Below are 23,311 nucleotides of genomic sequence, written 5' to 3'. Positions count from 1 at the left end.
GGTTGGTCGTTGGGGGTTGGGATAAACTTTCACGGGACACTTTGGCTGAGCCGTCAAGCGGTCAGTCCAGTGGACAGGCCGTAAACGAAGTGAGCGCGATACTCGAGCGCGAAGGCAAAATCACTGGATTTTGCTCGGCCAAGCCTACGCCCGAGAAAGTTTATCCCAACCCCCAACTCATGTCCCGTAAATATTGAGTTTATATTTTTACTTCTGGGCTTCGGTAATCTGTCGAAGTTCCTTTTTGAGGTCACGGATTTCATCACGCAAACGGGCGGCGAGCTCGAACTGGAGTTGTTCAGCGGCGGTGTGCATCTGCTCGCTCATCTGGCGGATGAGGTCGGCCAGGTCCTGCGCGGGCAAGCCGGCGTTGACGATGGCGTCATGATTTTTCTTGAGATCCGCGTCGTCCAAGCTGGTCAGGGCGATGCGCTTGTCGCTGCCGGCACGCTTCTCATCGCGGTAGCCACCAGCCAGAAGCGTCTCGGTGTCCACATCCTCCTTAGCCAGCATGTCGGTGACGTCGCTGATCTTCTTGACCAACGGCTTCGGATCGATGCCGTGTTCCTTGTTGTAGGCGATCTGCTTTTCACGACGACGGTTGGTCTCGCTGATGGCGGTCTCCATCGCGTCGGTGACCTCGTCGGCATACATGATGACGGTACCGGACACATTACGCGCGGCACGACCGATGGTCTGGATGAGCGAACGATGCGAGCGCAGGAAGCCTTCCTTGTCTGCGTCCAAGATCGCGACCAACGAGACCTCGGGCAAATCAAGGCCCTCACGCAGCAGGTTGATGCCGACGATGACATCGATCTTGCCCTCGCGCAATTCGCGCAGCAGTTCGACACGGCGAAGCGTGTCGACATCAGAGTGCAGGTATTCGACCTTGATATCGCGTTCCAGCAGGTAGTCGGTCAGGTCTTCGGCCATCTTCTTGGTCAGTGTCGTCACCAGCACGCGCTCATGCTTGGCCACGCGGTCTTTAATTTCTCCGAGCAGGTCATCGATTTGCCCCTTGACCGGACGGACGATGACTTTCGGATCCAAAAGGCCAGTAGGCCTGATGACCTGTTCCACCACACCGTCGGAAAGCCCCAACTCATAGTCGCCGGGCGTCGCGGAAAGATAGACAGTCTGACCGACACGGTCAAGGAACTCCGGCCATTTCAGCGGCCGGTTGTCCATTGCGGAAGGCAGGCGGAAGCCGTTTTCGACCAGCGTGCGCTTGCGGCTGGCATCACCTTCATACATGCCGCCGATCTGCGGGACGGTGACATGCGATTCGTCGATGACCAAGAGGAAATCGTCGGGGAAGAAATCGAGCAGCGTGTGCGGCGGGCTACCAGGCTCGCGTTCGTCGAAGTGACGGGAATAGTTCTCGATGCCGGAGCAGAAACCGACCTGTTGAATCATCTCAAGGTCGTAGTTGGTGCGCATCTCAAGGCGCTGGGCTTCCAATTCCTTGCCTTGTTTGCGCAGCTCGGCCGTGCGGTCGATGAGCTCCTCTTTGATGGTTTTCAACGCGTGCTCGGTGCGCTCGGGGCCGGCGATATAGTGTGAGGCCGGGAAGATATGGACTTGCGGCTCGTGGGCGATGACGTCGCCGGTCAGCGGATGCAACGTGGAGATGCGGTCGATCTCGTCGCCGAAGAATTCGATGCGGATGGCCAGTTCCTCATAGACGGGAATGATTTCGACGGTGTCGCCACGCACACGGAAGGTGCCGCGGGTGAAGGCGATGTCGTTGCGTTTGTATTGCATGGCGACGAACTTACGCAAGAGCGCATCACGGTTAATTTCCTCCCCCTCATGCAGGAAGAGCATGCGGCCGGCGTATTCCTCCGGCGTACCCAAGCCGTAGATGCAGGAGACGGTGGCCACCACCACGCAATCGTCACGGGTCAGAAGGTTCGCGGTCGCCGCGTGACGCAGCCGCTCCACATCGTCGTTGACGTTCGAGTCCTTTTCGATATAGGTATCGGTCTGGGGAATGTAGGCCTCGGGCTGGTAGTAATCGTAGTAGGAAACGAAGTAGCTGACAGCATTGTCCGGCATCAGCTCGCGGAACTCGGCGCACAGCTGCGCAGCCAAGGTCTTGTTGGGTTCCAGAATCAGCGTGGGGCGTTGCAGCTTCTCGATCAGCCATGCGGTGGTCGCGGTCTTGCCGGTGCCGGTGGCGCCCATCAGCACCACGTCGTTCTCGCCGTTTTCGATGCGTCGCGCGATCTCGTCGATGGCCTCGGGCTGGTCGCCGGAAGGCTTGTACGGCGCCTTCACCACGAACGGATGATGCGTACGCTCGATATTGAACCCCATACCTGTTTCGATTCCTTTCGACAGCCAGCCTCTTGAATGAACCCGCTAAGCCAAGCAAGCCCATATTCCGTCACTTCAACAGTTATCGACGGCTTTCAGCCGTATTCCCAATGCCTTACTTTATGCGAATCCCGCCTCGTTCACTGCCATTGTGCGAATAGCATATCAAGACGGTCGAACATTTGTTCGATTGACTGTGTGGAGTCGATGACCACGTCGGCGATGGACTCTCGTTGCTCGCGGCTTGACTGATGCTGTATCCTGCCCTCGGCTTGCTCACGGGTCATCCCCCGCGTTTCCATCATCCGTTGGATGCGAATTTCCTCGGGTGCTTCGATAGTGAGAATATGGTCGAATTTGAACGGAATGGTGTCAATGACTTCTGCCAACAACGGCACATCATGAACGATAATCGGGCCTGAAGAAGATTTCTTCGCGATTTGCTGTTCCACTTCTTGGGCACGACGATAAATCAGCGGATGCTCGATATCGTCAAGCCGTTGTTTGGCGTTCGGCGTAGCTTCGGACGAGAAGACATGATCCGCCATCCACTTGCGGTTCAGAGAACCATCGGATTGCTCTGCCTCGGAGCCGAATTCCTCAACGATTTCACGGATTCCTTCGCTGCCCGGCTCGACAACTTCACGGGCCAATTGGTCGTAATCGATAAGGAAGGCCCCACGTTCCTTGAGATGCGCGGCGACAGTGCTTTTGCCGGCCGCGATGCCCCCGGTCAATCCGATTCTCATCCATCCCCCGATATCGTTGACTTTGACAAGAAAACAAGAAGGTCGGCACAGGCAAAAACCTGCACCGACCAATCTCACGAAATCACCGTGAAATCATCAAAAATGATTTCACTTCTTTTCCTTGAGGAGCTCCTCACGAAGAGCAGCGAGCTTGTCGGAACCGGCAAGCGTGCCTTCGGATTCGTTCTCCGAAGAGTACTTGGTGGACTCCTCAACAGCCTTCTCCTCGCGTGCACCCTGACCATCCTCGGCAGCGGACTCAGCCGCGCCTTCGATTTCCTTGGCGACGAAGGCCTTATGCTGCTCCCACAAATCGTGGGCGGTCGCATACTGGTTCTCCCACTCCTCGCGCTGCTTCTCGTAGCCGGCAATCCATTCGTTGGTCTGCGGGTCGAAGCCTTCGGGGTACTTGTAGTTGCCGTCCTCGTCGTAATCGGCAGGCATGCCGTAAAGCGCCGGATCGAAGTCCTCGCTGGCGGGATCAACGGAGTCGTTGGCCTGCTTCAAAGACAGGGAGATACGGCGACGGTCGAGATCGACGTCGATGACCTTGACGAAGATCTCTTCGCCCTGCTTGACGACGGTCTCCGGGTTGTCGACGTGACGGTTGGCGAGCTCGGAAATGTGGACCAGGCCCTCGATGCCATCTTCGACGGAAACGAACACGCCGAACTGCACGATCTTGGTGACCTTGCCCTTGACGATCTGTCCGGGAACGTGGGTGCGTGCGAAACGCTGCCACGGATCTTCCTGCGTCGCCTTGAGGGACAGCGAGATACGCTCGCGATCCATATCGACGTCGAGCACCTCGACGGTGACCTTGTCGCCGACCTTGACGACCTCGGACGGATGGTCGATGTGCTTCCAGGAAAGCTCGGAAACGTGGATGAGGCCGTCCACCCCGCCGAGATCGACGAACGCGCCGAAGTTGACGATGGAGGAAACAGTGCCTTCACGGATCTGACCCTTCTTGAGCTGCGCCAGGAAGGTCTCACGGACCTCAGACTGGGTCTCCTCAAGATACTGGCGACGGGAGAGCACCACATTGTTGCGGTTCTTGTCGAGCTCAAGAATCTTGGCCTTAATCTTCTGGCCGATGTAAGGCGAAAGGTCGCGGACACGACGCATTTCGACCAGCGATGCAGGCAGGAAGCCACGCAGGCCGATGTCGACGATCAGGCCGCCCTTGACAGCTTCGATGACGGTGCCTTCGACAACGCCGTCGTCGTTCTTGATCTTCTCGATATCGCCCCAGGCGCGCTCATACTGGGCACGCTTCTTGGACAGGATAAGACGTCCTTCCTTGTCTTCCTTGGTGACGACAAGGGCTTCGACGGTGTCGCCGACTTCAACGACTTCGTCAGGATTGACATCTTTCTTGATAGAAAGTTCGCGGGAGGGAATGACGCCCTCGGTCTTGTAGCCGATGTCAAGCAGCACTTCGTCGTGATCGACCTTGACGACCGTGCCCGTGACCAGATCACCATCATCGAAATTCTTGATGGTGGAATCGACTGCCTTGATGAAGTCTTCTTCGGTGCCGATATCGTTAATCGCGACCTTGGTGACTTCGTTATTGTTCTCTGCCATTAAAAGTGGTTTCTTTGTTATTAGTTGGATGGATATTACCTATTAAGTTATGTTGGCGACCTTGCGGCCACGCAAGTCATAAGAATACTAGTCGCCCTAGTCAAAGCACTCCGACAAATCCGGGCGTGTCGCACCCGTTTCAGCCGATTTTGCGCTCGGCCATCTCCACGACGTTCGCCAGAAGCATGGCACGGGTCATCGGCCCTACTCCCCCCGGGTTCGGCGTATAAGCAGAACTCAAAGCGTGGCAGGCCTTGTCGATGTCGCCGCGCACACGATATCGTCCGGCTTCCTCGTCATAAACACGGGAGACACCGACATCGACCAATACCGCCCCCGGCTTGACATCTTCGGGACGCACAAACCCGGCGCGGCCGACGGCGGCGACAATGACATCGGACGCAAGCAAATGTTTCTGGATATCTTTGGTGCCGGTATGGCACAACGTCACGGTGGCGTTCACGTCTTTTGCGGTAAGCATCAAACCGATGGTGCGCCCGACGGTGATGCCGCGGCCGACAACGCAGATGTCCCTGCCTTTCAGATCGATGCCATAATGCTTCAGCAACACGATGATGCCACGCGGCGTGCAGGGCTGCGGCGCGGGGTTGTTGCCGTCGATATGCGTGACGAGCTCGCCCAGATTGGCGGGGTGCATGCCGTCGGCGTCCTTGGCAGGATCGATGTGGGCGACGACTTTGTTGGAATCGATGCCTTTGGGCAACGGCAACTGGACGATATAGCCGGTGCAGTTCGGATCGGCGTTGAGCCGTTCGACGGCATCGATGATCTCCTGCTGGCTGGCGGTCCCGGGCAGCTCAACGGCAATCGAAGCGATGCCGACCTCGGCGCAATCCTTGTGCTTGCCAGCCACATATTTGCGCGAACCGACATCATCGCCGACGAGAATGGTGCCAAGACCGGGCTCGACGCCTTGTGCTTTGAGCGATTCGACACGTTCCCGCAAATCCTGCTTGATTGCCGCCGCAGCAGCCTTCCCGTCCAATTTCAGAGGAGTCTGTTCCTCGCCTGTCATACCGATTCCTTAATACGTGAAAGTAATTTCGACATTCCGTGCGGCCGTGCTGCAGGCCAGGCACCATAGTTATCGATTGTAAGGTGAAGGGGCCCACAAACGCAGGCATGTCCATCGCCCACGCCATATCGTTTGCTTATAACCGTTTATAAGCTTGCGAAAGACTGAGCACCAAAACCCAAGATCAAAAGTACGACGATGAAACAAACAACCGCAAACCGTGTTGCCGTAATCCATGATTCCCGATATTTTCACAACCATAATCGGCAATCCCCGGATATCAGATGAATGGTCATATCGTATTTGACAATGATTTTCATTTTCAGTATATTGCCGTATCATTATACTTTAAATAAAACCAATGTGGATTTGCAGCAACGGATTCGATTAAGGGGTCACTATGAAACGATTCGGATGGCAGACGAAGGCTACGGCCATACTGGGCTCGCTATGCTTGGTTTTCGGCCTTGCGGCCTGCGGCAGCGGCAACGACTCCCAGCAGCAAGACAAGACCAATAACAGCTCCAAGCAGGCGGACGGGCCTATCAATGTGGTCGCCTCAATCAACCAATGGGGTTCACTGGCTAAGGAAATCGGAGGCAACGACGTCAATGTGACCTCGATCGTCAACACCGTCTCGGTCGACGCCCATGATTTCGAGCCGCAGACCACCGACATGGCCAAACTGCAAGGCGCCGAAATCGTAGTGGTCAACGGCGCCGGATACGACAACTGGGCCAGTAAGTCCATCGCCAAAGGAACCACCAGCGTTTCGGCGGCCACGGCGGTCGGCGCGAGTACCGGCGACAACCCACACCTCTGGTTCTCCAAGGACGCGCGAAAGGCGACGGCGACGGAACTGGAGGACGCCTTCGCCAAGGCGAGGCCCGCCAAAGCCAAGCAGTTCCAGGCACGTTTGAAGACGTGGAAGGCAAACGAAACCAAGCTCGAGAATTCCATGAAGGAGTTCTCACAGAAGCACCAGGACGCGACTTACGGCGCCACGGAACCGGTGGCCTATTACTTAATGGACGACCTCGGTTTCACCGACAAGACGCCGAAAGGCTATACGCAGGCGGTGAGTTCTGAGGGCGAACCCGCACCGAGCGACCTGCAGAAGTTCCAGCACCTCATTTCCGGACGCGAAGTCAATCTGCTCATCAACAACACGCAGGAAGCCAGCAACACTACCAATCTGCTGACTGGAACGGCCGGACGCACCGAAGTGCCCGTCGTCGACGTCAGCGAGCAGATGCCGAAAGACCAGACCACGCTCACTGGTTGGATCACCACGTTGATGAAAAGCATCGACAAGGCCATGGCCGATTTCAAGGCCAGCGAAGCCGACCATCAGAAGGTGACAGACGGAGACAAAACCGACAACAGTGACGGTTCGGGGCAGTCCGGACAGTCCGGCAATTCGACGAATTCCAATCAGCAGACGCCCACGGCTCCGTTCGATGGTTCGGTGCCATCGAACGCAGGTCAGACCGACCCTGGCAAGTAATCGGCCATAATAAGGTATGGTTTTACCGAGCCACCGACGAATGCGCGGTTGGGGAACAGTCGAAAGTCATGTTTCCCAACCGCGCATTGCATATCCCACAACAAAAATATTTCAATTCATCAACCGTGAGACACCGATGTCAAGGCGTCGTTACCGGTCATCGAGCAATAATTTCCTGATACTCAGTGCCGTTATAGGGCGCTTGAACCCATACTTTCGCCTAGCGAACAATTCACTTCTATTTGAAAATGATTCTCAATTTCAATTATATGATATAGATATCAATCCTTAAGTAGTGTTTCCAACGCCTATGGCCGAAAGAAAGACAAGATGAATACACAGACTGAGACCAAAAGCCTCCAGAATGCCAAAACAGACGGCGACAAACCGGCTTTGGTCTTCCGTGACGCAGGCATCAAACGCGGCGAAAGAATCATCTGGCAGCACGGCAATTTCTCTATTCCCGCAGGCTCCATCACCGCCATCGTCGGCACGAACGGTGCAGGAAAAACCACGATGATGAAGGCGGAACTCGGCCTGCTGCCACTGTTCAACGGCAGTCTCAACGTACTTGGTGGACCGGCCGGCACGACCAACCATCTCATTGGCTACGTGCCGCAGAACTACGCCGGCGACATCGAATCGAACCTCACCGCCGAACAGTCCGTGTTGCTGGGGCTGACTGGCACGAAGTTCGGCATCCACCCCACCACGCGGGCGCAACGTGAACGGGCGCGCGAGGCCATGGCCTTCACCGGCGTGGACAACAAACGCCATTACCGGCTTTCCGAACTTTCAGGAGGCCTGCGCCAGCGCGTCGCCATCGCACAGGCGCTGGTGAGCGGGCCGAAACTGCTGATGCTCGACGAGCCGCTGGCCAACCTCGACCTGGCCGCCCAACGCGAAACGGTGCATGTGCTGGCCAAACTCAACCACGAGATGGGCATGACCATCCAAGTGGTGGCCCACGACCTCAACATGCTGCTGCCTATCCTCGACGGCGCGGTTTATCTCTTGGACGGGCACCCACACTATGCGAAGATGAACGAGGTTCTCGACGCCGATCTGCTCACACACCTTTACGGCACAAAAGTGCAAGTCGTCACCACGCCGCAGGGCGACATGTTCGTCACCCCCGGCCCCGACGAGCCCGACAACGTCACCCCGGACATCCACAAACCGGCGGAAGTGGCAGGGTTCCATCACCATCATGGAGAAATCTCGCAGCATCGGAACTCTCACCGAGATCGGGAAGCCAGCGGCGAACAACCACGATATTTCGAAAAGAAGCTTTCCCGTCAATCAGGAAAAGGCACGCACCGAAATGATGGGAATGAAGGAAACGAGCGGCAGGAGGCAAGGTTATGAGCCATATCCAATTCGGCTTCAACCATGAATGGATGACAACGCTTTCGGCGCCGTTCATGCACAACGCCTTCATCGCTGGGCTTTGCATCGCGCTGGCCGCCGGGGTGATGGGCTATTTCACCATTGCCCGTCATTCAACCTTCGCCGCGCACGCGTTGGCGCATATCGGACTGCCGGGAGCCACTGGAGCGGTTTTGCTGGGACTACCGGTCTCGCTCGGGCTCGGCATCTTCGCTCTCGGTGGGGCGCTGACCATCGGGGCGCTGGGCAAAAAGGCCTCGCAGCGCGAAATCGCGACCGGCACCGTGCTCGCCTTCGCCACCGGTCTGGGTCTCTTCTTCTCGCGCATGTCAAGTTCCGCCTCGCAGCAGATGCAGGCGATTCTTTTCGGCTCGATATTGACTATTACCAACGATCAGGTGCTGGGCTTCGCTATTTTCGACGTGTTGCTCTTGGCGGTGATGGCTGTGGTCTACCGGCCGTTGCTTTTCAGCTCGTTGGACGAGCAGGTGGCGCAGGCCAAGGGCGTGCCGATCGGCGTGATGAATGTGCTGTTCATGGCCATCATGGCCGGCGTCATCACCATCGCCGTACCTGCGGTAGGCACGCTGCTAATTTTCGCGCTGGTCGTCACCCCTGCCGCCACGGCAAACATCCTCACTAGTACGCCGCTGCGTTCAATGGTGCTTTCCAGCATCCTGTGCCTGGTCTCGATTTGGGGCGGACTGGTCATTTCGGTCATGTTCCCGACTCCCCCGAGCTTCGTCATCGTCACGATTTCGACGCTCTTCTGGATCGTCGCCAAAGGTGTGGAAGCGTTGCGCCGCCACTGAAAGAGTCTTAAACAAGGTTCCGACTATAGGGTTTACCAGGTTATTGCCGAAAGATGGATTATCAGTTAAAAGTCAGGTTATAGACCAAAATTGCGTCATAACGTATCAGCACCCAATAAGTTGAGGGCCATCTCTTCAATACCGAGATGGCCCTCAACTCTATAAAATCAGAAAATCAGAAAGCGCTTTTACCGACAAAACCGCCGAGATGCTACCTCTTTTTCTTGGAATTCTTGGCTTCTTTGTTTTCGGCTTCGATTCTCGCCAACGTCTGGCTCGCCGGCTCCTCAGGAGCCTGGGTATGATGCTTGGCATCATCCGGTGCGGGTTGAGCGTATCCAAGGTTGACGTCAAGCAGGTGCTGGGCTTCATCCTCTTCGATATGCTCGGAAAGCGCAATCTCAGAAGTGAGAATATTGCGAGCGCGCGTGAGCATACGTTTCTCACCGGCAGAAAGACCATGCTCGTCGACATCGCGCTGGGCCAGATCACGCACGACCTCGGCAATCTTGTTGACCTCGCCGGTGGCAATCTTCTCAACGTTCAGCTTGTAACGACGCGACCAGTTCATTTTCTCGTTGTCGACGATCGGCGTACGCAGGATTTCGAAGACCTTGGCGACTTCCTTGCCGTCGACGATATTGCGAATGCCCACCTTCTTGGCATTGTCGACCGGCACTTCGATGACCAGGCCGTCGCTGGAAAGCACTGAAAGTTGCAGGTAGTCGCGCGTAACGCCTTTGACCGTACGTTTTTCGAAAGCTGTCACCTTCGCCGCACCGTGACGCGGATAAACGACAACATCCCCAACTTTGTAATCCATGGAACCTCCGGAACGCTTCAAACGCAATGTGTATTAGTTTTTCACGCGCCGCGGACGTTTATCCCCGCCGCGAACCCCCAAAACCTTACCGAAACGGCTGAAAACCTGACTTTACGGCAAATTGGGTGCAACGGCACCTATAATAAATTATTTGTAGCAATGTTTTTGAAAGGCGGAGGATACATGCTCAACACTTCGGCACATCAGAAGACGCCGCGTACCATCTTGGTGGTCGAGGACGAGCCAGATCTCGCCACGGCAATCGCACAGCGCATCACAGCCAACGGTTGGACCGCTCGCGTGGCGGGAGACGGGGCGAGCGCCGTACGCGCCGCAAGCCAGATCAAGCCGGACCTGGTCATCATGGACATCATGCTGCCCGTCATGGATGGCATCGAAGCTACCAAGCGCATCATCGCCGAGCGCCCGGTGCCAGTGCTCATGCTCACCGCCCGTGATTCCGAAGCCGACAAGGTGATGGGGCTTTCCGCCGGAGCCGACGATTACATGACCAAGCCGTTCTCCCCCCGCGAACTTATCGCTCGTTGCGAGGCTCTGCTGCGTCGCGTCGAGCGCGCCACCCTCATCGCCAAGAACAACGAGAATGAAAAAGTGCTGGACTTCGGCACACTGGTCATCGACCCGCGCCAACGCATCGTGACCCAAGACGGCAAACAGGTGCATCTGACGCCTACCGAATTCGATTTGCTCGCCACCCTTGCCCGCAAGCCGAAGTCCGTCTTCAAGCGTGAGAAATTGCTCGAAGAGGTGTGGGATTGGCCTGACGCTTCCGGCACCCGCACCGTCGATTCGCACGTTAAGGCGTTGCGCCACAAACTTGGCAGCGATCTGATTCGCACCGCTCACGGCGTCGGTTACGCGTTCGAGCCTCCAGAGGAAGGCAACGCCACGACGGCTTCCGTGAAAGAGTAGAAAATTCAACAGCCCTACGGGGCTGCTTTTCATATAACCTTCGTTTTTATTTTATATATCTTATTTTTAGAAGACACAGTTTAGAAAACCCAGTCGAGAGAACACAGTGACCACAGCGATGAGCAACCATACACATCAATCCGGCAAGAAGATATTGGACAACGAGCGCCCGATAGGTTTGTTCTCATCACTCAAAGCCGAGCTGAGCGTCATCATCGTCATCGCCACGGCTATCGCGTTTGTCATGGCTTGGTTCCTCCTGAAAATGGGGCTGAGCGGCTGGATCGCCATGCCGTTGACGCTTGTGGTGGCGCTGGGCATCACCTATTTCTTCTCCCGTGGGTTGACCGCTCCCCTGCGCCAGATGCGCGACGCGGCCAAGGCCATGAGCGAAGGCGACTATACAGTACGTGTCAAGGTCGGCACTCGAAGCAACGACGAGGTGGGCCAGCTCGCCCGCTCGTTCAACGAGATGGCCGAGGAACTCCAGCACGCCGACCAGATGCGGCGCGACATGATCGCCAATGTCTCGCACGAACTTCGTACTCCCGTCTCAGCCCTGCAGGCAATGCTCGAGAACCTCGCCGACGGTGTGGTGGAGCCCACCCCTGCCAATCTTGAGGGGATTTTGAACCAGACCCATCGGCTTTCCGACCTCATCGCCTTCCTCCTCGATCTTTCGCGCATGGAAGCCGGTGCGGCAAGCCTCAACATCGAGCAGTTCAATTTCGCCGACTTCATCGACGAAACGCTGGAACCGCTGGAAATCGCGGATGCCGGGCACGCCCATGACGTCGACGTGCATGTACCGGATTCCATCGAAATCGAAGGCGACCAAGACAGGCTGCGTCAGCTGTTCACCAACATCATCTCCAATGCCTTCAAACATTCGCCCGACAACACTACCGTGCTTATCGAGGCACACGAAGACAAGGCGCACGGCACCATCGTGACCAACGTCGTCAATTTCGGCTCGCAGATTCCCAAAGAGGCGCGCGCGGACATCTTCCGCCGTTTCGTCAAAGGCAAGTCCGGTCCGGGCACCGAATCCGGCGGCACCGGCCTCGGACTGTCGATCGCCCGCTGGGCGGCGCAACTGCATGGCGGCAATGTCAAAGTCGTCGATGACGACCGCGGCACCGATTTCGAAATCACTCTGCCGAAATTCCATATTGTCTCCGACGAGTCCGTTGCAGAAACCACTCTCTGACTTTCACTCAATCGAACATTTGTTCTATTTTATTGTCTTGACCTCTTGACACAATGATATTCGAACAAACGTTCGATTATTGGGAGGTGCAAGATGACAGCAAGCGCATCATGCAAATTGACGTGCAGCAGTTCAGGGCAGGATTGCAGAGTCAGCCAAATTTTCCGTTCGACGCTTGCACCGACACCCATTCCCATCGCGCTTGAAGCGGTGCACGCAGGGTTCCCGTCGGTGGCACAAGACTACTTTGCAGGCGATTTCAGCTTCGACGAGCACATTATCCGCAACCCAGACACCACCTTCATCATCACCGTCGCAGGCGACTCCATGGAAGGGGCCGGCATCTGGGACGGCGACCTGCTGGTGGTCGACCGTTCGCTTGAACCGCAGGCCGATGACGTGGTGGTGGCCGTCCTCGACGACGAGCTGACCGTCAAACGCCTCGTGATGCGCGGATCAACGCCAATCCTGCATCCCGAAAATCCCCGTTATCCTGATTTCTCACCCGAGAACGCGGAAGAACTGGTGATCTGGGGCGTGGTCATCGGCAACTTCCACACCCAAAGCCGTTCGAGCCGATTCGGCTCCGCTCTGCCGGGCGTCACCCGTCCAGGCATGTCGAATACTTCCACATACGATTCCGGCACCCCCGAAAAAGCCAACGGCACCACCGGGCTCGCCGAGCACAGCCGAGGATGGTCGAGCGGCGCCACCATCTATCCCTTCCCACAACGCCAGGGTTAGCAGACGACATGAGCAAATCGCTTCAGGTGCTGGCCGATGCGAATAGCTTCTTCGCCTCATGCGAACGCGTTTTCGACCCGAGACTGGCCAATAAGCCGGTTGTGGTGCTTTCCAACAACGATGGATGTGTGGTGGCTCGCAGCGCGGAGGCGAAACGGCTGGGCATCAAGGAGGGCACGCCATGGTTCAGTATCCGCGAGGAGGCGCAACAAGCCGGTGTGGTGGCACGCAGCTCGAACTATGAGCTCTATGCCAGCCTTTCAGCACGGATGATGTCGGTGATGAGCCGGTTCATGCCAGGCCAGGAGATCTACTCCATCGACGAATGCTTCCTGAACCCTTCAACGGATGCCGCTCAGACTGTGCAGATTTCGAAGGCTATGCGCAAATCCGTATTGGAGGGAGTCGGCGTGCCGGTCAGTGTCGGTATCGCGCCAAGCAAGACGCTGGCCAAAGTGGCCAACCACTGGGCCAAACGGCACCCTTCAAGTGGCGGAGTAAGTCTGTGGAGCGAGATCGAGACGCAATACGGCGATGCGGCCCTTGCCTCCATACCGGTGAGCGACGTATGGGGTGTCGGCAGACGGCTCACCCGCAAGCTGCAGGCCATGGGCATCGTCACCGCACTCGACCTACGAAATCAGGATCCGGTGTCCGTCAGGCACCGTTTTTCCATCACCTTGGAACGCACCGTACTGGAGTTGAACGGTATCCCCTGCATCGTCGGCGATGCCAGCGCCAACGATGGCAAACGCAAATCTGAGATATTGTGCTCACGGATGTTCTCAAAACCCGTCACCGACATGGCTCAGCTAAACCAGGCCTTGAGCGTTTACGCGCAGAAGGCCTGCCGGAGGCTGCGCCGTCAGTCGAGCTTGTGTTCACATGTCGCCGCCTTCTGCGCCACGAGTCCCTTCGGGCCGGAAAACAGCTATCAGTCGTTTCATGCGACCACCACCTTGCGCGACCCGAGCGACGACCCCTTGGTCATCGCCAAGGCCGCATGCGAGGCCATGCGCAGCAAGGCCGACCCGCATGCCCGTTACATCCGCGCAGGGGTACTGCTGCTCGGTCTGCAGGATGCCAAGGATTTCACCACTTTGCACGGGTTCGAAGCCAGACGCGACAGCCACAATCTGGGAGCCGTCATCGACGAGGCCAACAAGAAATTTGGCACGGCCCGGGTTGGTATCGGCTATGGCGGGATGCGCGGGAAAGGGCGCGGCGACGAAGACACCGGGGCTTCATGGACGATGAGGCGCGAGATGCTTTCCCCTCGCTGCACCACGCGTTGGGATGAGATGGCCGTGGCCCATGCCAATTAGGAAGTGTGGCCAGCAAACATGGCAGGCAAGCACAACGAATGGCTGCCAACGAACTCCGCTATTCGTCTCGGTTCGGCGTACAAGCCAACGCAAGCCCGATGACGTTAGAGGCGCCGGCCGCACGCAACGCGGAGATGCACTGTCCCATCGTGGCACCAGTGGTCATAATGTCGTCGATAACGATAAACAACGAGTCGTCGCCTTTCAGATCCTCAGTGACGCGCACATGCCCTGCGATCCTTCGCGAACGGGATTGAGCGCTTGACGCCTGGACGGATTTGCCCTGTACACCTTCAAGTTTCAGCACCGGTTTCGCCACAGCCGAAAAACCCTGGCGATCCAAGCGCCGTGCCATCAACCTGACGAGCGGCAGTGTCTGCCAACGGCCGCGACGATGCATCGAAGAGGCCGAAGAAGGCGCCGGGACCAAAGCAAGAGAACGCGTGCGGCTATAAGGGCCTTCTTGTCTAAGTACTTTCAGCGCCAAATCGGCCAGCAATAAGGCGAAGGCACAATCACACTCTTCATCGCCGTGGTCTTTCCAATTAAGGATCGCCTGACGAACCGCACCTCGATACCAAGAGCATCCATAGCAACACCCGGCATTCCCCGGCAACGCCTTGCGATAAACATGTCCGAAAAGTGACGCGCAAGAAGGGCAAAGCACCTCGTCCGGTTTATCGCATCCGGCACAGCCTCGCGGCAGCAAGACATCACGAATGGCCGCAAACCAAAATCGTAATGCACCAAAAAGTCGCGAAGCTACAGTTCCCATATTCCAAAGCTAGCGGATTCTCGGTGAGAACCGACGCAAAACCGACCACTGTGGTCGGATGCTATGGGTTATCCACTTTCCGGGCGTGTCGCAATAAAGTATGCACAATTTCAAAGGCGAACCCAGATGCCTCGACTACGACAAGGCCACGATAAGACGGTCACAGACCTGAAGCGTGTCTTGCGGACCAGCTACGAGAATCGGCTTCGTGCCAATGACGGCCGCAGGATAGTCGTTGCCGTCCGGGTCCATGCGGTCGCCAATGAAAACGACCTGATCGACATTACAGCCCAGTATCCCGCAGAGCTTGCGCACGGCATAGGCCTTGTCGACCCCACGCGCCGAAATATCGATGCTGGTCGAACCGCCGGAACGCACCACCAGGTTCGGCAGGTCGGCGGCCACCGCTTCGGCGAGCCGGTTTTTCTTGCTATTGCAAGGATCCCAGCCCTCCTTCTCGTCGACCGGAGCTTCCTGCCCCAACGCGGAAAACGTGATCTGACTGCCACGGTCCTCGATACGTGGCCCCCAAGTATGCTCCAACCAGATGCCCTGCTCTCGGGCGTGGCGTTCGATGGAGGCGATGGCGCGCTTGCGGTCGGCCATGTCCAGTTCGTTGGCATAGACGCACTTCCAAGCCCCGTCATTCCAACGGTAATAGCGCGTACCGCTAGTCGGCATGACATGGATGCGGGAGCGGCAGGCATCCGACTCGAGCACGTCGAGCACCTGGCTTTTCGCCAGCTCAAAACGGCCGCCGGTGATGACGGCCACATCGATGAGACGCGTCAAAGCGGAAAAACGCGAGGCCATGTCGGCATGCATCGGTTTCTTCGAGCGGGCGAGCGTGTTGTCCAAATCGAAGGCAACCACCTTGATACCACTCACAAGTTCGGAAAGATCGTGGTCGCGCCATGTCTCTATCGCCGCATTTGCCCCTGCTGCCATCGATGCTCCGTTCGTTTCGTGGGCTGCCCCAGCAACCAATACCCCTTTATGTTACGACCACCAATGCCTATGGCGCACCATAGAATGAAACCATGTTGCGACCACCTTGGCAGACCCACGTCTATCGAAACCGGCACGGACGCGGCTCGAGAACTCCGATGTTCGGTGTGCGTCTGCCCCGTTACCGTACCCGAAGCGGCATGTTCGACGATATGGTTTCCTCCCAGATTCGACGGCTTCTGGCGGCGTGGCCCGAGCTCGTGCGTCCGGTGCAGTTCGCCGTTGAGGACGTGCCGCCTTCCACGCCCGCACCTTGGGAACCCAAACGCAACCCGACTTCGCAGTCTTTTGCCGCAAACCACGGCATCCCGGCACGTATCGTGCTCTACCGTATGCCAATGCAGATGCATCATCCGAACAAGGCAGAACTGGAATGGGCCATCCGCGACGCTTTGGTCGCAAGGCTCGCCGATCTCTATGGCCGCAGGCCCGAAGAAATCGACCCCGACTGGACCGGCACCGAGCTCTAGCACATTCCGCTTCACCGATTTTCGCTTTTACGGCATTATCTCGAAATGACAACGGCAGAAAATACCAGCAGACAACGCCAACATCTCAGCGCACGATTCCGGCGTTGTCGTTGACCCAAACCTTCATGTTGCGCGGCTCGAGACCCGAAGATGCAAGGTAGGCGACCGAAGCGAGCTTGGATCCCTGAACATCCGACTGGGTAAGCCTCACGCCCATCGATACGTCCTTGCCGTTTTTCAGCGTGAACATCACGGCGTTTTCGTCGACGTCCTTGGCCGCGACACTCGTTCCGGCGTTGCCCGGAATGCTGACTTGTTTGCTTCCCGCAGGTTTGCCGGAAGCATCATAGCCCTGCAGCGTGGCCTTGGTCTCGCTGCCGGAGGTGTTGAGCAACGTGATCGTGCCGTCGGTATGATCAGGAATCACAACAGCCGATTGGGTGAAGCTCTGAGAAGGCGAGACATAGGCGAAATCGGTGCCGGAATCCCCATTTTGGGTCACTTTTGCGCTGACATCGACGGGACTTGATGCACTGGCCTGAAGCCCGGTCACTCCGTCGGGAGCCTTACCTAAATCCACGGCGACGACTTTGCCGGCTTCAAGATGCTGCGTCTTGGCCGATGAGGCCCCATTGCCGTCGATCCACGAAAGGTTCAAATCCGTGGTCTGCTCGGCACGGGCCAATACGGTCACTGCGTCATCACCGGTAATCCCCGGCAGATAGGCCTTCGTCGTCGCAACATTCAGCGGCACCGCATAATCGGAACCCTTGGCATTGAGGCCATCCAGCTCAACGCTGCGCACGATTGCGGCAATCGGGGTCTCCTTGCTCTTGACCTTCACGAAAAGCGCCTCATTGCCGGGAGCTGCAGCGGAAAGTTCCACATTCGTTTCGCCGTTGGCGCCGATATTGACGACGTTTCCGGTGGAAAGCTGCAAAGGCGTGCCATGCTTGGTGCTCCAGATCTGCACCTGCAGCGAAGTGGCCTTCGAGGAGAAATTAGCGACGGACAATTGCTGTGTCGCCCCGGTGGTGGTGGGCCCCAAGAGAAAGTCCTGCTCGAGCGCAGGCGCGACGCAAGTGGAGGCCGCCAGACCTTTCAAATCGCCGTCAGTGGCCCATGAAGCCACAGATGCGGCGGCACCGGTACCGGATTTCGCCGCCAGAAGACGTGTCTCGAACGCCTGCGAGCCGTGATCGGCGGTGCCGGAATAGGTCTTGACCATCGCGGAATCGACGGTGTCTTTGCCAGTAAGTTTCTTGTTGTCTGCCTCACTGCCGTTGGTCACCGCGCCGACGCTCGCCTCGTAGACCGAACCGAAAGCGGAGTATCGCGCTGACGAAGCCACGTTGCCTTCCGAAGACTGGAACTCGCTGTCGCCATACTTGCCGTTGTCCGAAAGCGCCATGCGAGAGGGACAATAATAGGTCAGATCCGTCTGCTCGACTTGCTTGGCAGCGGTGGCATTGCCGGCTTTGGCCGAATCGACAAGCCAGCCCGGCATAGGCAGCAGCACCACAGCCACAATCAACACGACCAGCACCACGACGGTGACCACGGCCAGCACGACACGCGAAACCGTCCGAGTATGCGATGCGCCTGCCTTCACCGCTTCGGAACCGTTGGCGGCACCTTGCACCCGCCCGGCACTAACAATGTCCTGAAAATGCTCGGAACTTCCAGATACCCCCGGAGCGGCCGGAGGGGCCGGCGGGCCCGGAACAACTTGCTGAAGAGAGGGAACGGCAGCGCGACGCTTATCGCTATCCATGTCATTGTTCATAATGTTATTCCTGTTCTTCATGCCTGTTCCCGCCCGTATCTGCGAGTTCTGGGTATCGCCACCAGAACATAAATCACCATGACTATGCCCAGACACCATAGCCAGGTCTTGCGCCAGACGCTATGCCGCGCAACGTCAATTCCCTTCATCGGCACGCCTTGTTTCTTTTCATCGACTTTCGTCAGCCGGTAATAGGTTCCGCTCGTTGCGTTCACCAAGGATTGGGCACCATCGCTGGAGTTGATGTTGCTGATCAGGCGCAGCGTGGCGTCCTTGTCGGATGTGGATTCGTCGGCGGAAACGTAAATGCCCCCAATTCCCAGCTTGGCAAGGGAATCGATGGCCTGATCGTTGCCGTTGGAAAGCAATTCACTACTGGCCTTCGCGATCAGGTCGACGGACAAATCGCTGGCGCCGGAAGCGAGACTGGCCTTCCACGCCGGTGAGACGTCGACCAAGTCACCGCGCCGTGAGCGCATCACAGAGAAATCGATATGGTTGCCGGCAACGGCCTGAAGTGCCAGAATGCGATGATTTTCCTTATTCTGCAAATAATCCACGGCCACCATGGGCAATCCGGCATCGCTTGCCTCGACTTGGTTGCCCCGAGAGAGCATGCCGAATGCCCCGGCCAGCAAGGTGCATAGCGCCAGCACAACGACAAGCACCGCACGACCGAATTTGATGGCCACGCCTTTAATCTTGCCCTTACCAGCATTGGTTTCATTGTTCTGTTTGGACTGTTCGCTTTCCGAAATCCTCAAAGGCACGAAACGTTTGACCGCACCGCCGGAAACGATGCAGGCGCAGGAAAGCAATGCCAGAAGCGTCAGCACGACACCGGGAAGCACCGACGCGGCAAAGGCGTCACCGCTTTCGACGGACACGCAGATTCGGGAAGCAGCCATGGCCAGCACGAGTCCGGTGATGGCGACGAACCACATCATTCTCGAGGCGCGCAGCGCGAACGGCAGCAACAGCGCGACCAACGCCATCACCACGATGATGCACAATGCAGCCAGAACCGCCACGGCCTCGATACCCTGCCGACTGAAAAGCTGCGAGCTGATATCACCCCCGAAGGGAAGGGCGAAGGCGCGTGAAACAACCTGTCCGAAGGAAAGCGAGGCCGGTGCAGTATTGGCAGAAGGCTGGATGACATCGGCGAAAAGCTGCCGCCACGCCCCGACATTTGCGTAATGAACACTGTTGACGAGTGTCGGCAGCAGGAGCGCCAAGCCAGGCACCGGGATAAGCAGGAGCATTAACCGATGAGAACGGACGACCACGAGGAAAAAGACCAAACAGACAATCAGCGGGAATATCAGCTGCGGTTCGCAGGCCACGGTGACGGCGAAGCAGAGCGCCGCACAACCCGCGGCCTGAACGGAAGCGTGCGAGCGCACGAGATCCTCAGTGCCGTACATTCCCACAGCCCTGAACGTGAAGGCGAAAGCCGCCGGCAGGAACACCATGGTCATCAGCAACGGGATGTTCGCACTACCGAAGGCCCCCAAAGCCAATGCCAAGGCGACCCACAGCAGACCGACGACCACACGCACCCAGTCCGAGCGGGTGAAAACGCCAGCCAATGCCCAAAAAGCCAGAGCCATGGCCGGAGCAGCAAGGAAGAACATCAACGAAATAGCAATGACCGGGTGTCCGATAGTAACAACCGAAACCGCCAGCCAAACCATCAACCAGGGAGCGGGAGGCGCCGGCACCCCAATGCCGATCCCAAAGGCCCACGGCGTACTGGCCGCTGAAAGCAAGGTCGAGAAGCTCGCCCCGCTGGCCAACAACGAAAGCGAATACAGACTTGCGCCGCCCAACACCTGACGGAAAACGCCCCATTCAAAGGCGACAACCACCACAAAAGCCACAACGGCCATGAGGGCCGCACCGCCGAAACGCCGCACGGCGCGCATCCGCAGATGGTTTTTCGCCAGCGGACTCAGGAGCTCGGTATGCTGCTGGCTGTCGAAGGCGCGGCTACGTTTGCGCCATTCCTCAATCTGTTTGTGGTCGGCCGTCAGCAGATCCAGTGCCGCCGTTCCGGCTCCGTGACGTATCTTCTGTTGACGCCGTGCGTGAACCATCTGTGGCAGCTGCCCGAGCATGCGCCACGGCAGGCACAGGATGCACCACGCCCGCCACGGGCTTTTGGCAAGAAGCGCGCCGATGGCATGCCAGAGGGCACGGAAGAGATTGAGCACCCACATCAACGGCCAGAAGAGGGCACGGATATCGGTGTAATAGTATTTCTGCGCGGCGTCGAGAACTGAGGATGTGGTATCCAACGGGCTTTCCTCGTCGATGGGTTCTCCGACACGGCTGCGAATGCCTTCGAAACGTGCACGACGGTGCGCGATATGGGCCTGCGGCACCACGATGACGCGCCCTCCACCCTCGCAGATGCGCCGAGAGAAATCCGCGCCTTCGGCATAGGTCGTGAACCACGGATTGATTTCTCCGGTCTCTTTTTTGGTCTGCAATGGCATCAGGGCACCGGCCAGCGAGACCGCGAACACGTCGGCGCGTCCGTCGTACTGCTCCTGATCGGGTTCGCCGTCGACCACGAGGCTTTCCAGGCAATGTTTGCCGGCATAGCTGCCAACATCATGAAGCTCAGTACCACCCCAATCAAGCTGTTTGGCGCCGATCAGCGAAACCGTGGGCGTATTGTGCCAGGCCTCGACCAGAGCCTCGAGGCAATTCTCGCCCACGGGCCTGGAATCGTCATGCAAAAGCCAAAGAGCACGAACGGAGGCGGGAAGGCTGGCATAACGGAACGCCTTGGAAACGGCATCGGAAAAAGAACGCGCCCCGGCGGAACGCACCAGTTGGACGTCCACGCGTTGGGGAGGTTCCGGCATCAACTGCTGGGCCGCCCCATGGCCGAGCTTAGGAACGGACGAGATGGTGAAACCGGTACGCATCGGCTGGGCCGTACCACCTGTGCAATCGGCGATGACGATGGTGCGCGGCAGGACTTTCTGGGCCATCAACGCACGCAAGGTCGCGGGGAAAAACCTCACATCATGTTCGACACTGATAATCGCGGCAACACTTCGATCGACACTCTGCCCGCTTATCCGGGGCCTGGAAGCGATTACCTCGGCCACAATCCGCTTGATATCGACACTGCCGTTGGAACTCATGTTCCCCAGTGTAGACGAAGGCCTCGCTAGTACGCCGGAATACACCGATACGGAGAAATTTTGGTTTATATGGAGGGTTATGTACAATAAATCGTCGTGCCCAAAGCGGCTTTTACATCGAATTTTCAGGAAAAATTCAACCTCTAGGCATACAATGCCCTCTAGGAATAGTGAATTGCAGTACCGCAGCGGCCTCTGAGGCTTCGGCTGGCGGGTAAACAGAAAGGCAAGATATGGCTTCACACCGTATCAAAGACCTCAAAATACCTAACCTCGGTGGGTGGCACTCTCCCAAACCCATGCACGGAACCGCCTATATCGTTCGCCACAGGCTGCGCAGCGGCATCATCATGACCCTTGTGGGTATCCTCGTATTCGTTTTCACTGCGGTGGGCGTCGCCGCAATCGCGTTGGCCCGTTCCCCCAAAAGCATCAAGCCCATCCTCCAACCGCACGTCAACGAGGAAAAGCTCGTCGATCCCAATGAGGGCAAAGCCATCGAATTCCTCGTTTTGGGGCAGGATACCCGAGAGGGCGGCGATAATGCCGCGCTCGGCGGAAGCGACGACGAAGGCGAGCACAACGCCGATACCACGATGGTGGTGCAGATCAGCGCCGACCGTTCCTATATCAACATAGTTTCCATTCCGCGTGATTCCCTGGTCAACGCACCCAGCTGCCAGACCTCCAAAGGTGTCATTCCCGCCCAGCGCAATGTCATGTTCAATTCCATTTTCGCTACCGGCTGGAGCGAAGGCGGCGACCTGGCCAGTGCCGCAAGCTGCACGATGAACGCGGTCAACGCGCTGACCGGTCTCAAGCTTGAGCATTTCATCGTCGTCGACTTCCAAGGGCTGCAAGGCATGATCAACGCCATCGGCGGGGTCAACGTCTGCCTGCCGACCGACACGAAAGACGATTACACCGGCCTTGACCTCAAACGCGGACTCCAGCATCTCGACGGCACACAAGCCACCGAATACGCCCGTATGCGCCACGGAACCGGCACCGACGGCAGCGACATCATGCGCACCGCCCGCCAGCAATATCTGGTCAAGGAAGTACTCACCGAAGCGTTGTCGAAGAACCTTCTGACCAACAGCCAACAGCTCTACCGGCTTGCCCACGAGGCCTTGAAGTCCCTGAACATCTCCGCCGGCCTCTCCAACGCCACCACGCTGGCCGGTCTTGCCTTGAGCCTGCACAACCTCAAGCCAGATCACGTCTACGCGCGCACCATCCCCGTCGTCCCGGCGCCCACCGACCCCGATAACCGCGTGGTCTGGGCCGACAACGCCGACGATACATGGAACGCGCTGCGCAAATACAAGCCTCTGACCCAGCAGGACACCGACTCTGCGCAAAGTTCGGACGGACAAAACCAGAGCCAGGATCCCAATAGCCAAAGCACGAACGGACAAAGCCAGGATTCCAACGGCACGCAAGCCCAGCAGCAAGGCACGCCCGATCCGAAGACCGGTCTGATCACGACCTCCGACGGCAGGCTCATCGACCCGATCACCGGAGGCACGGTAGACAAAGACGACGGCATGATCCATGACCCGGTCACCGGCCAGTACATGGGCGTCGCCAACCAGTACCTCAACGCGACCGTATGTGCGGTTCCTGCGCAGAAGTAGGGCAATTTTTCATTCCTTACACGTTTCCGCG

The 23,311-nt window shown here is 57.7% G+C and carries 17 protein-coding genes and 1 pseudogene; 9 read left to right on the top strand and 9 right to left on the bottom strand.

What is annotated here, in order from left to right; genetic code table 11:
- Positions 1-207: 207 nt before the first annotated feature.
- From uvrB to OZX72_RS03780, 4 genes are all read right to left on the bottom strand, one after another.
- The gene (uvrB, locus tag OZX72_RS03795; RefSeq protein WP_277159078.1) at positions 208-2,322 is read right to left on the bottom strand and encodes an excinuclease ABC subunit UvrB; all 2,115 of its coding nucleotides are present in this window, start codon (positions 2,320-2,322) and stop codon (positions 208-210) included.
- A gap of 140 nt (positions 2,323-2,462) precedes the next feature.
- Positions 2,463-3,071, bottom strand: a complete 609-nt coding sequence (gene coaE / locus OZX72_RS03790) for a dephospho-CoA kinase (protein ID WP_277159077.1) — start codon at positions 3,069-3,071, stop codon at positions 2,463-2,465.
- Positions 3,072-3,179: 108 nt separating this feature from the next.
- Positions 3,180-4,661, bottom strand: coding sequence for a 30S ribosomal protein S1 (gene rpsA / locus OZX72_RS03785; protein WP_277159076.1), 1,482 nt, complete (start codon positions 4,659-4,661; stop codon positions 3,180-3,182).
- 139 nt (positions 4,662-4,800) lie between these two features.
- Entirely contained in the window at positions 4,801-5,697 is an 897-nt protein-coding gene (locus tag OZX72_RS03780) for a bifunctional methylenetetrahydrofolate dehydrogenase/methenyltetrahydrofolate cyclohydrolase (RefSeq protein ID WP_277159075.1), read from the bottom strand.
- Positions 5,698-6,097: 400 nt separating this feature from the next.
- On the opposite strand from OZX72_RS03780, the gene OZX72_RS03775 reads away from it, so the two are divergent.
- The 3 genes and pseudogenes from OZX72_RS03775 to OZX72_RS03765 all read left to right on the top strand — a co-directional run bounded on the left by OZX72_RS03775 (position 6,098) and on the right by OZX72_RS03765 (position 9,405).
- Entirely contained in the window at positions 6,098-7,204 is a 1,107-nt protein-coding gene (locus OZX72_RS03775; protein ID WP_277159074.1) for a zinc ABC transporter substrate-binding protein, read from the top strand.
- Positions 7,205-7,534: 330 nt separating this feature from the next.
- A pseudogene (locus OZX72_RS03770) lies at positions 7,535-8,413 on the top strand (ABC transporter ATP-binding protein); the annotation flags it as partial.
- A 155-nt stretch (positions 8,414-8,568) separates the two neighbouring features.
- Positions 8,569-9,405, top strand: coding sequence for a metal ABC transporter permease (locus OZX72_RS03765; protein WP_277159072.1), 837 nt, complete (start codon positions 8,569-8,571; stop codon positions 9,403-9,405).
- Between the two features lie 211 nt (positions 9,406-9,616).
- On the opposite strand, the gene OZX72_RS03760 is transcribed toward OZX72_RS03765, so the two are convergent.
- Positions 9,617-10,228, bottom strand: coding sequence for a CarD family transcriptional regulator (locus OZX72_RS03760; RefSeq protein ID WP_277159071.1), 612 nt, complete (start codon positions 10,226-10,228; stop codon positions 9,617-9,619).
- Positions 10,229-10,411: 183 nt separating this feature from the next.
- Here OZX72_RS03760 and OZX72_RS03755 point away from each other — a divergent pair, with 183 nt between their 5' ends.
- From OZX72_RS03755 to OZX72_RS03740, 4 genes are all read left to right on the top strand, one after another.
- Positions 10,412-11,161 carry a response regulator transcription factor gene (locus OZX72_RS03755; protein WP_277159070.1) on the top strand — a complete coding sequence of 250 codons (750 nt, stop codon included), beginning with the start codon at positions 10,412-10,414 and terminating at the stop codon, positions 11,159-11,161.
- A 118-nt stretch (positions 11,162-11,279) separates the two neighbouring features.
- Complete coding sequence (locus tag OZX72_RS03750; protein ID WP_277159069.1) at positions 11,280-12,371, top strand: HAMP domain-containing sensor histidine kinase; 1,092 nt, start codon at positions 11,280-11,282, stop codon at positions 12,369-12,371.
- Between the two features lie 93 nt (positions 12,372-12,464).
- Positions 12,465-13,115 (top strand): S24 family peptidase, encoded by a 651-nt coding sequence (locus OZX72_RS03745; protein WP_277159068.1) that lies wholly within the window; start codon positions 12,465-12,467, stop codon positions 13,113-13,115.
- A gap of 8 nt (positions 13,116-13,123) precedes the next feature.
- Positions 13,124-14,440 carry a Y-family DNA polymerase gene (locus OZX72_RS03740; RefSeq protein WP_277159067.1) on the top strand — a complete coding sequence of 439 codons (1,317 nt, stop codon included), beginning with the start codon at positions 13,124-13,126 and terminating at the stop codon, positions 14,438-14,440.
- A 58-nt stretch (positions 14,441-14,498) separates the two neighbouring features.
- Here the strand turns inward: OZX72_RS03740 and OZX72_RS03735 are convergent, their stop codons facing one another.
- Both OZX72_RS03735 and OZX72_RS03730 read right to left on the bottom strand, forming a co-directional pair.
- Complete coding sequence (locus tag OZX72_RS03735) at positions 14,499-15,215, bottom strand: phosphoribosyltransferase family protein (protein WP_277159066.1); 717 nt, start codon at positions 15,213-15,215, stop codon at positions 14,499-14,501.
- 135 nt (positions 15,216-15,350) lie between these two features.
- Entirely contained in the window at positions 15,351-16,163 is an 813-nt protein-coding gene (locus tag OZX72_RS03730; protein WP_277159065.1) for an HAD-IIB family hydrolase, read from the bottom strand.
- Positions 16,164-16,255: 92 nt separating this feature from the next.
- On the opposite strand from OZX72_RS03730, the gene OZX72_RS03725 reads away from it, so the two are divergent.
- Positions 16,256-16,693: a metallopeptidase family protein gene (locus OZX72_RS03725; RefSeq protein WP_277159064.1), complete on the top strand. Its 438-nt coding sequence runs from the start codon at positions 16,256-16,258 to the stop codon at positions 16,691-16,693.
- Positions 16,694-16,778: 85 nt separating this feature from the next.
- On the opposite strand, the gene OZX72_RS03720 is transcribed toward OZX72_RS03725, so the two are convergent.
- Positions 16,779-18,479, bottom strand: a complete 1,701-nt coding sequence (locus tag OZX72_RS03720) for a DUF5719 family protein (protein ID WP_277159063.1) — start codon at positions 18,477-18,479, stop codon at positions 16,779-16,781.
- Positions 18,480-18,496: 17 nt separating this feature from the next.
- Positions 18,497-21,640: a glycosyltransferase family 2 protein gene (locus OZX72_RS03715; RefSeq protein ID WP_277159062.1), complete on the bottom strand. Its 3,144-nt coding sequence runs from the start codon at positions 21,638-21,640 to the stop codon at positions 18,497-18,499.
- A 233-nt stretch (positions 21,641-21,873) separates the two neighbouring features.
- On the opposite strand from OZX72_RS03715, the gene OZX72_RS03710 reads away from it, so the two are divergent.
- A complete protein-coding gene (locus tag OZX72_RS03710) occupies positions 21,874-23,280 on the top strand; it encodes an LCP family protein (protein WP_277159061.1) in 1,407 nt (468 codons plus the stop codon).
- The last annotated feature ends 31 nt before the right edge of the window (positions 23,281-23,311 follow it).

The sequence above is a fragment of the Bifidobacterium sp. ESL0769 genome (genome assembly GCF_029395495.1).
In the GTDB taxonomy this organism is placed as follows: domain Bacteria; phylum Actinomycetota; class Actinomycetes; order Actinomycetales; family Bifidobacteriaceae; genus Bifidobacterium.
This window is presented reverse-complemented; position numbering and strand designations above follow the sequence as displayed.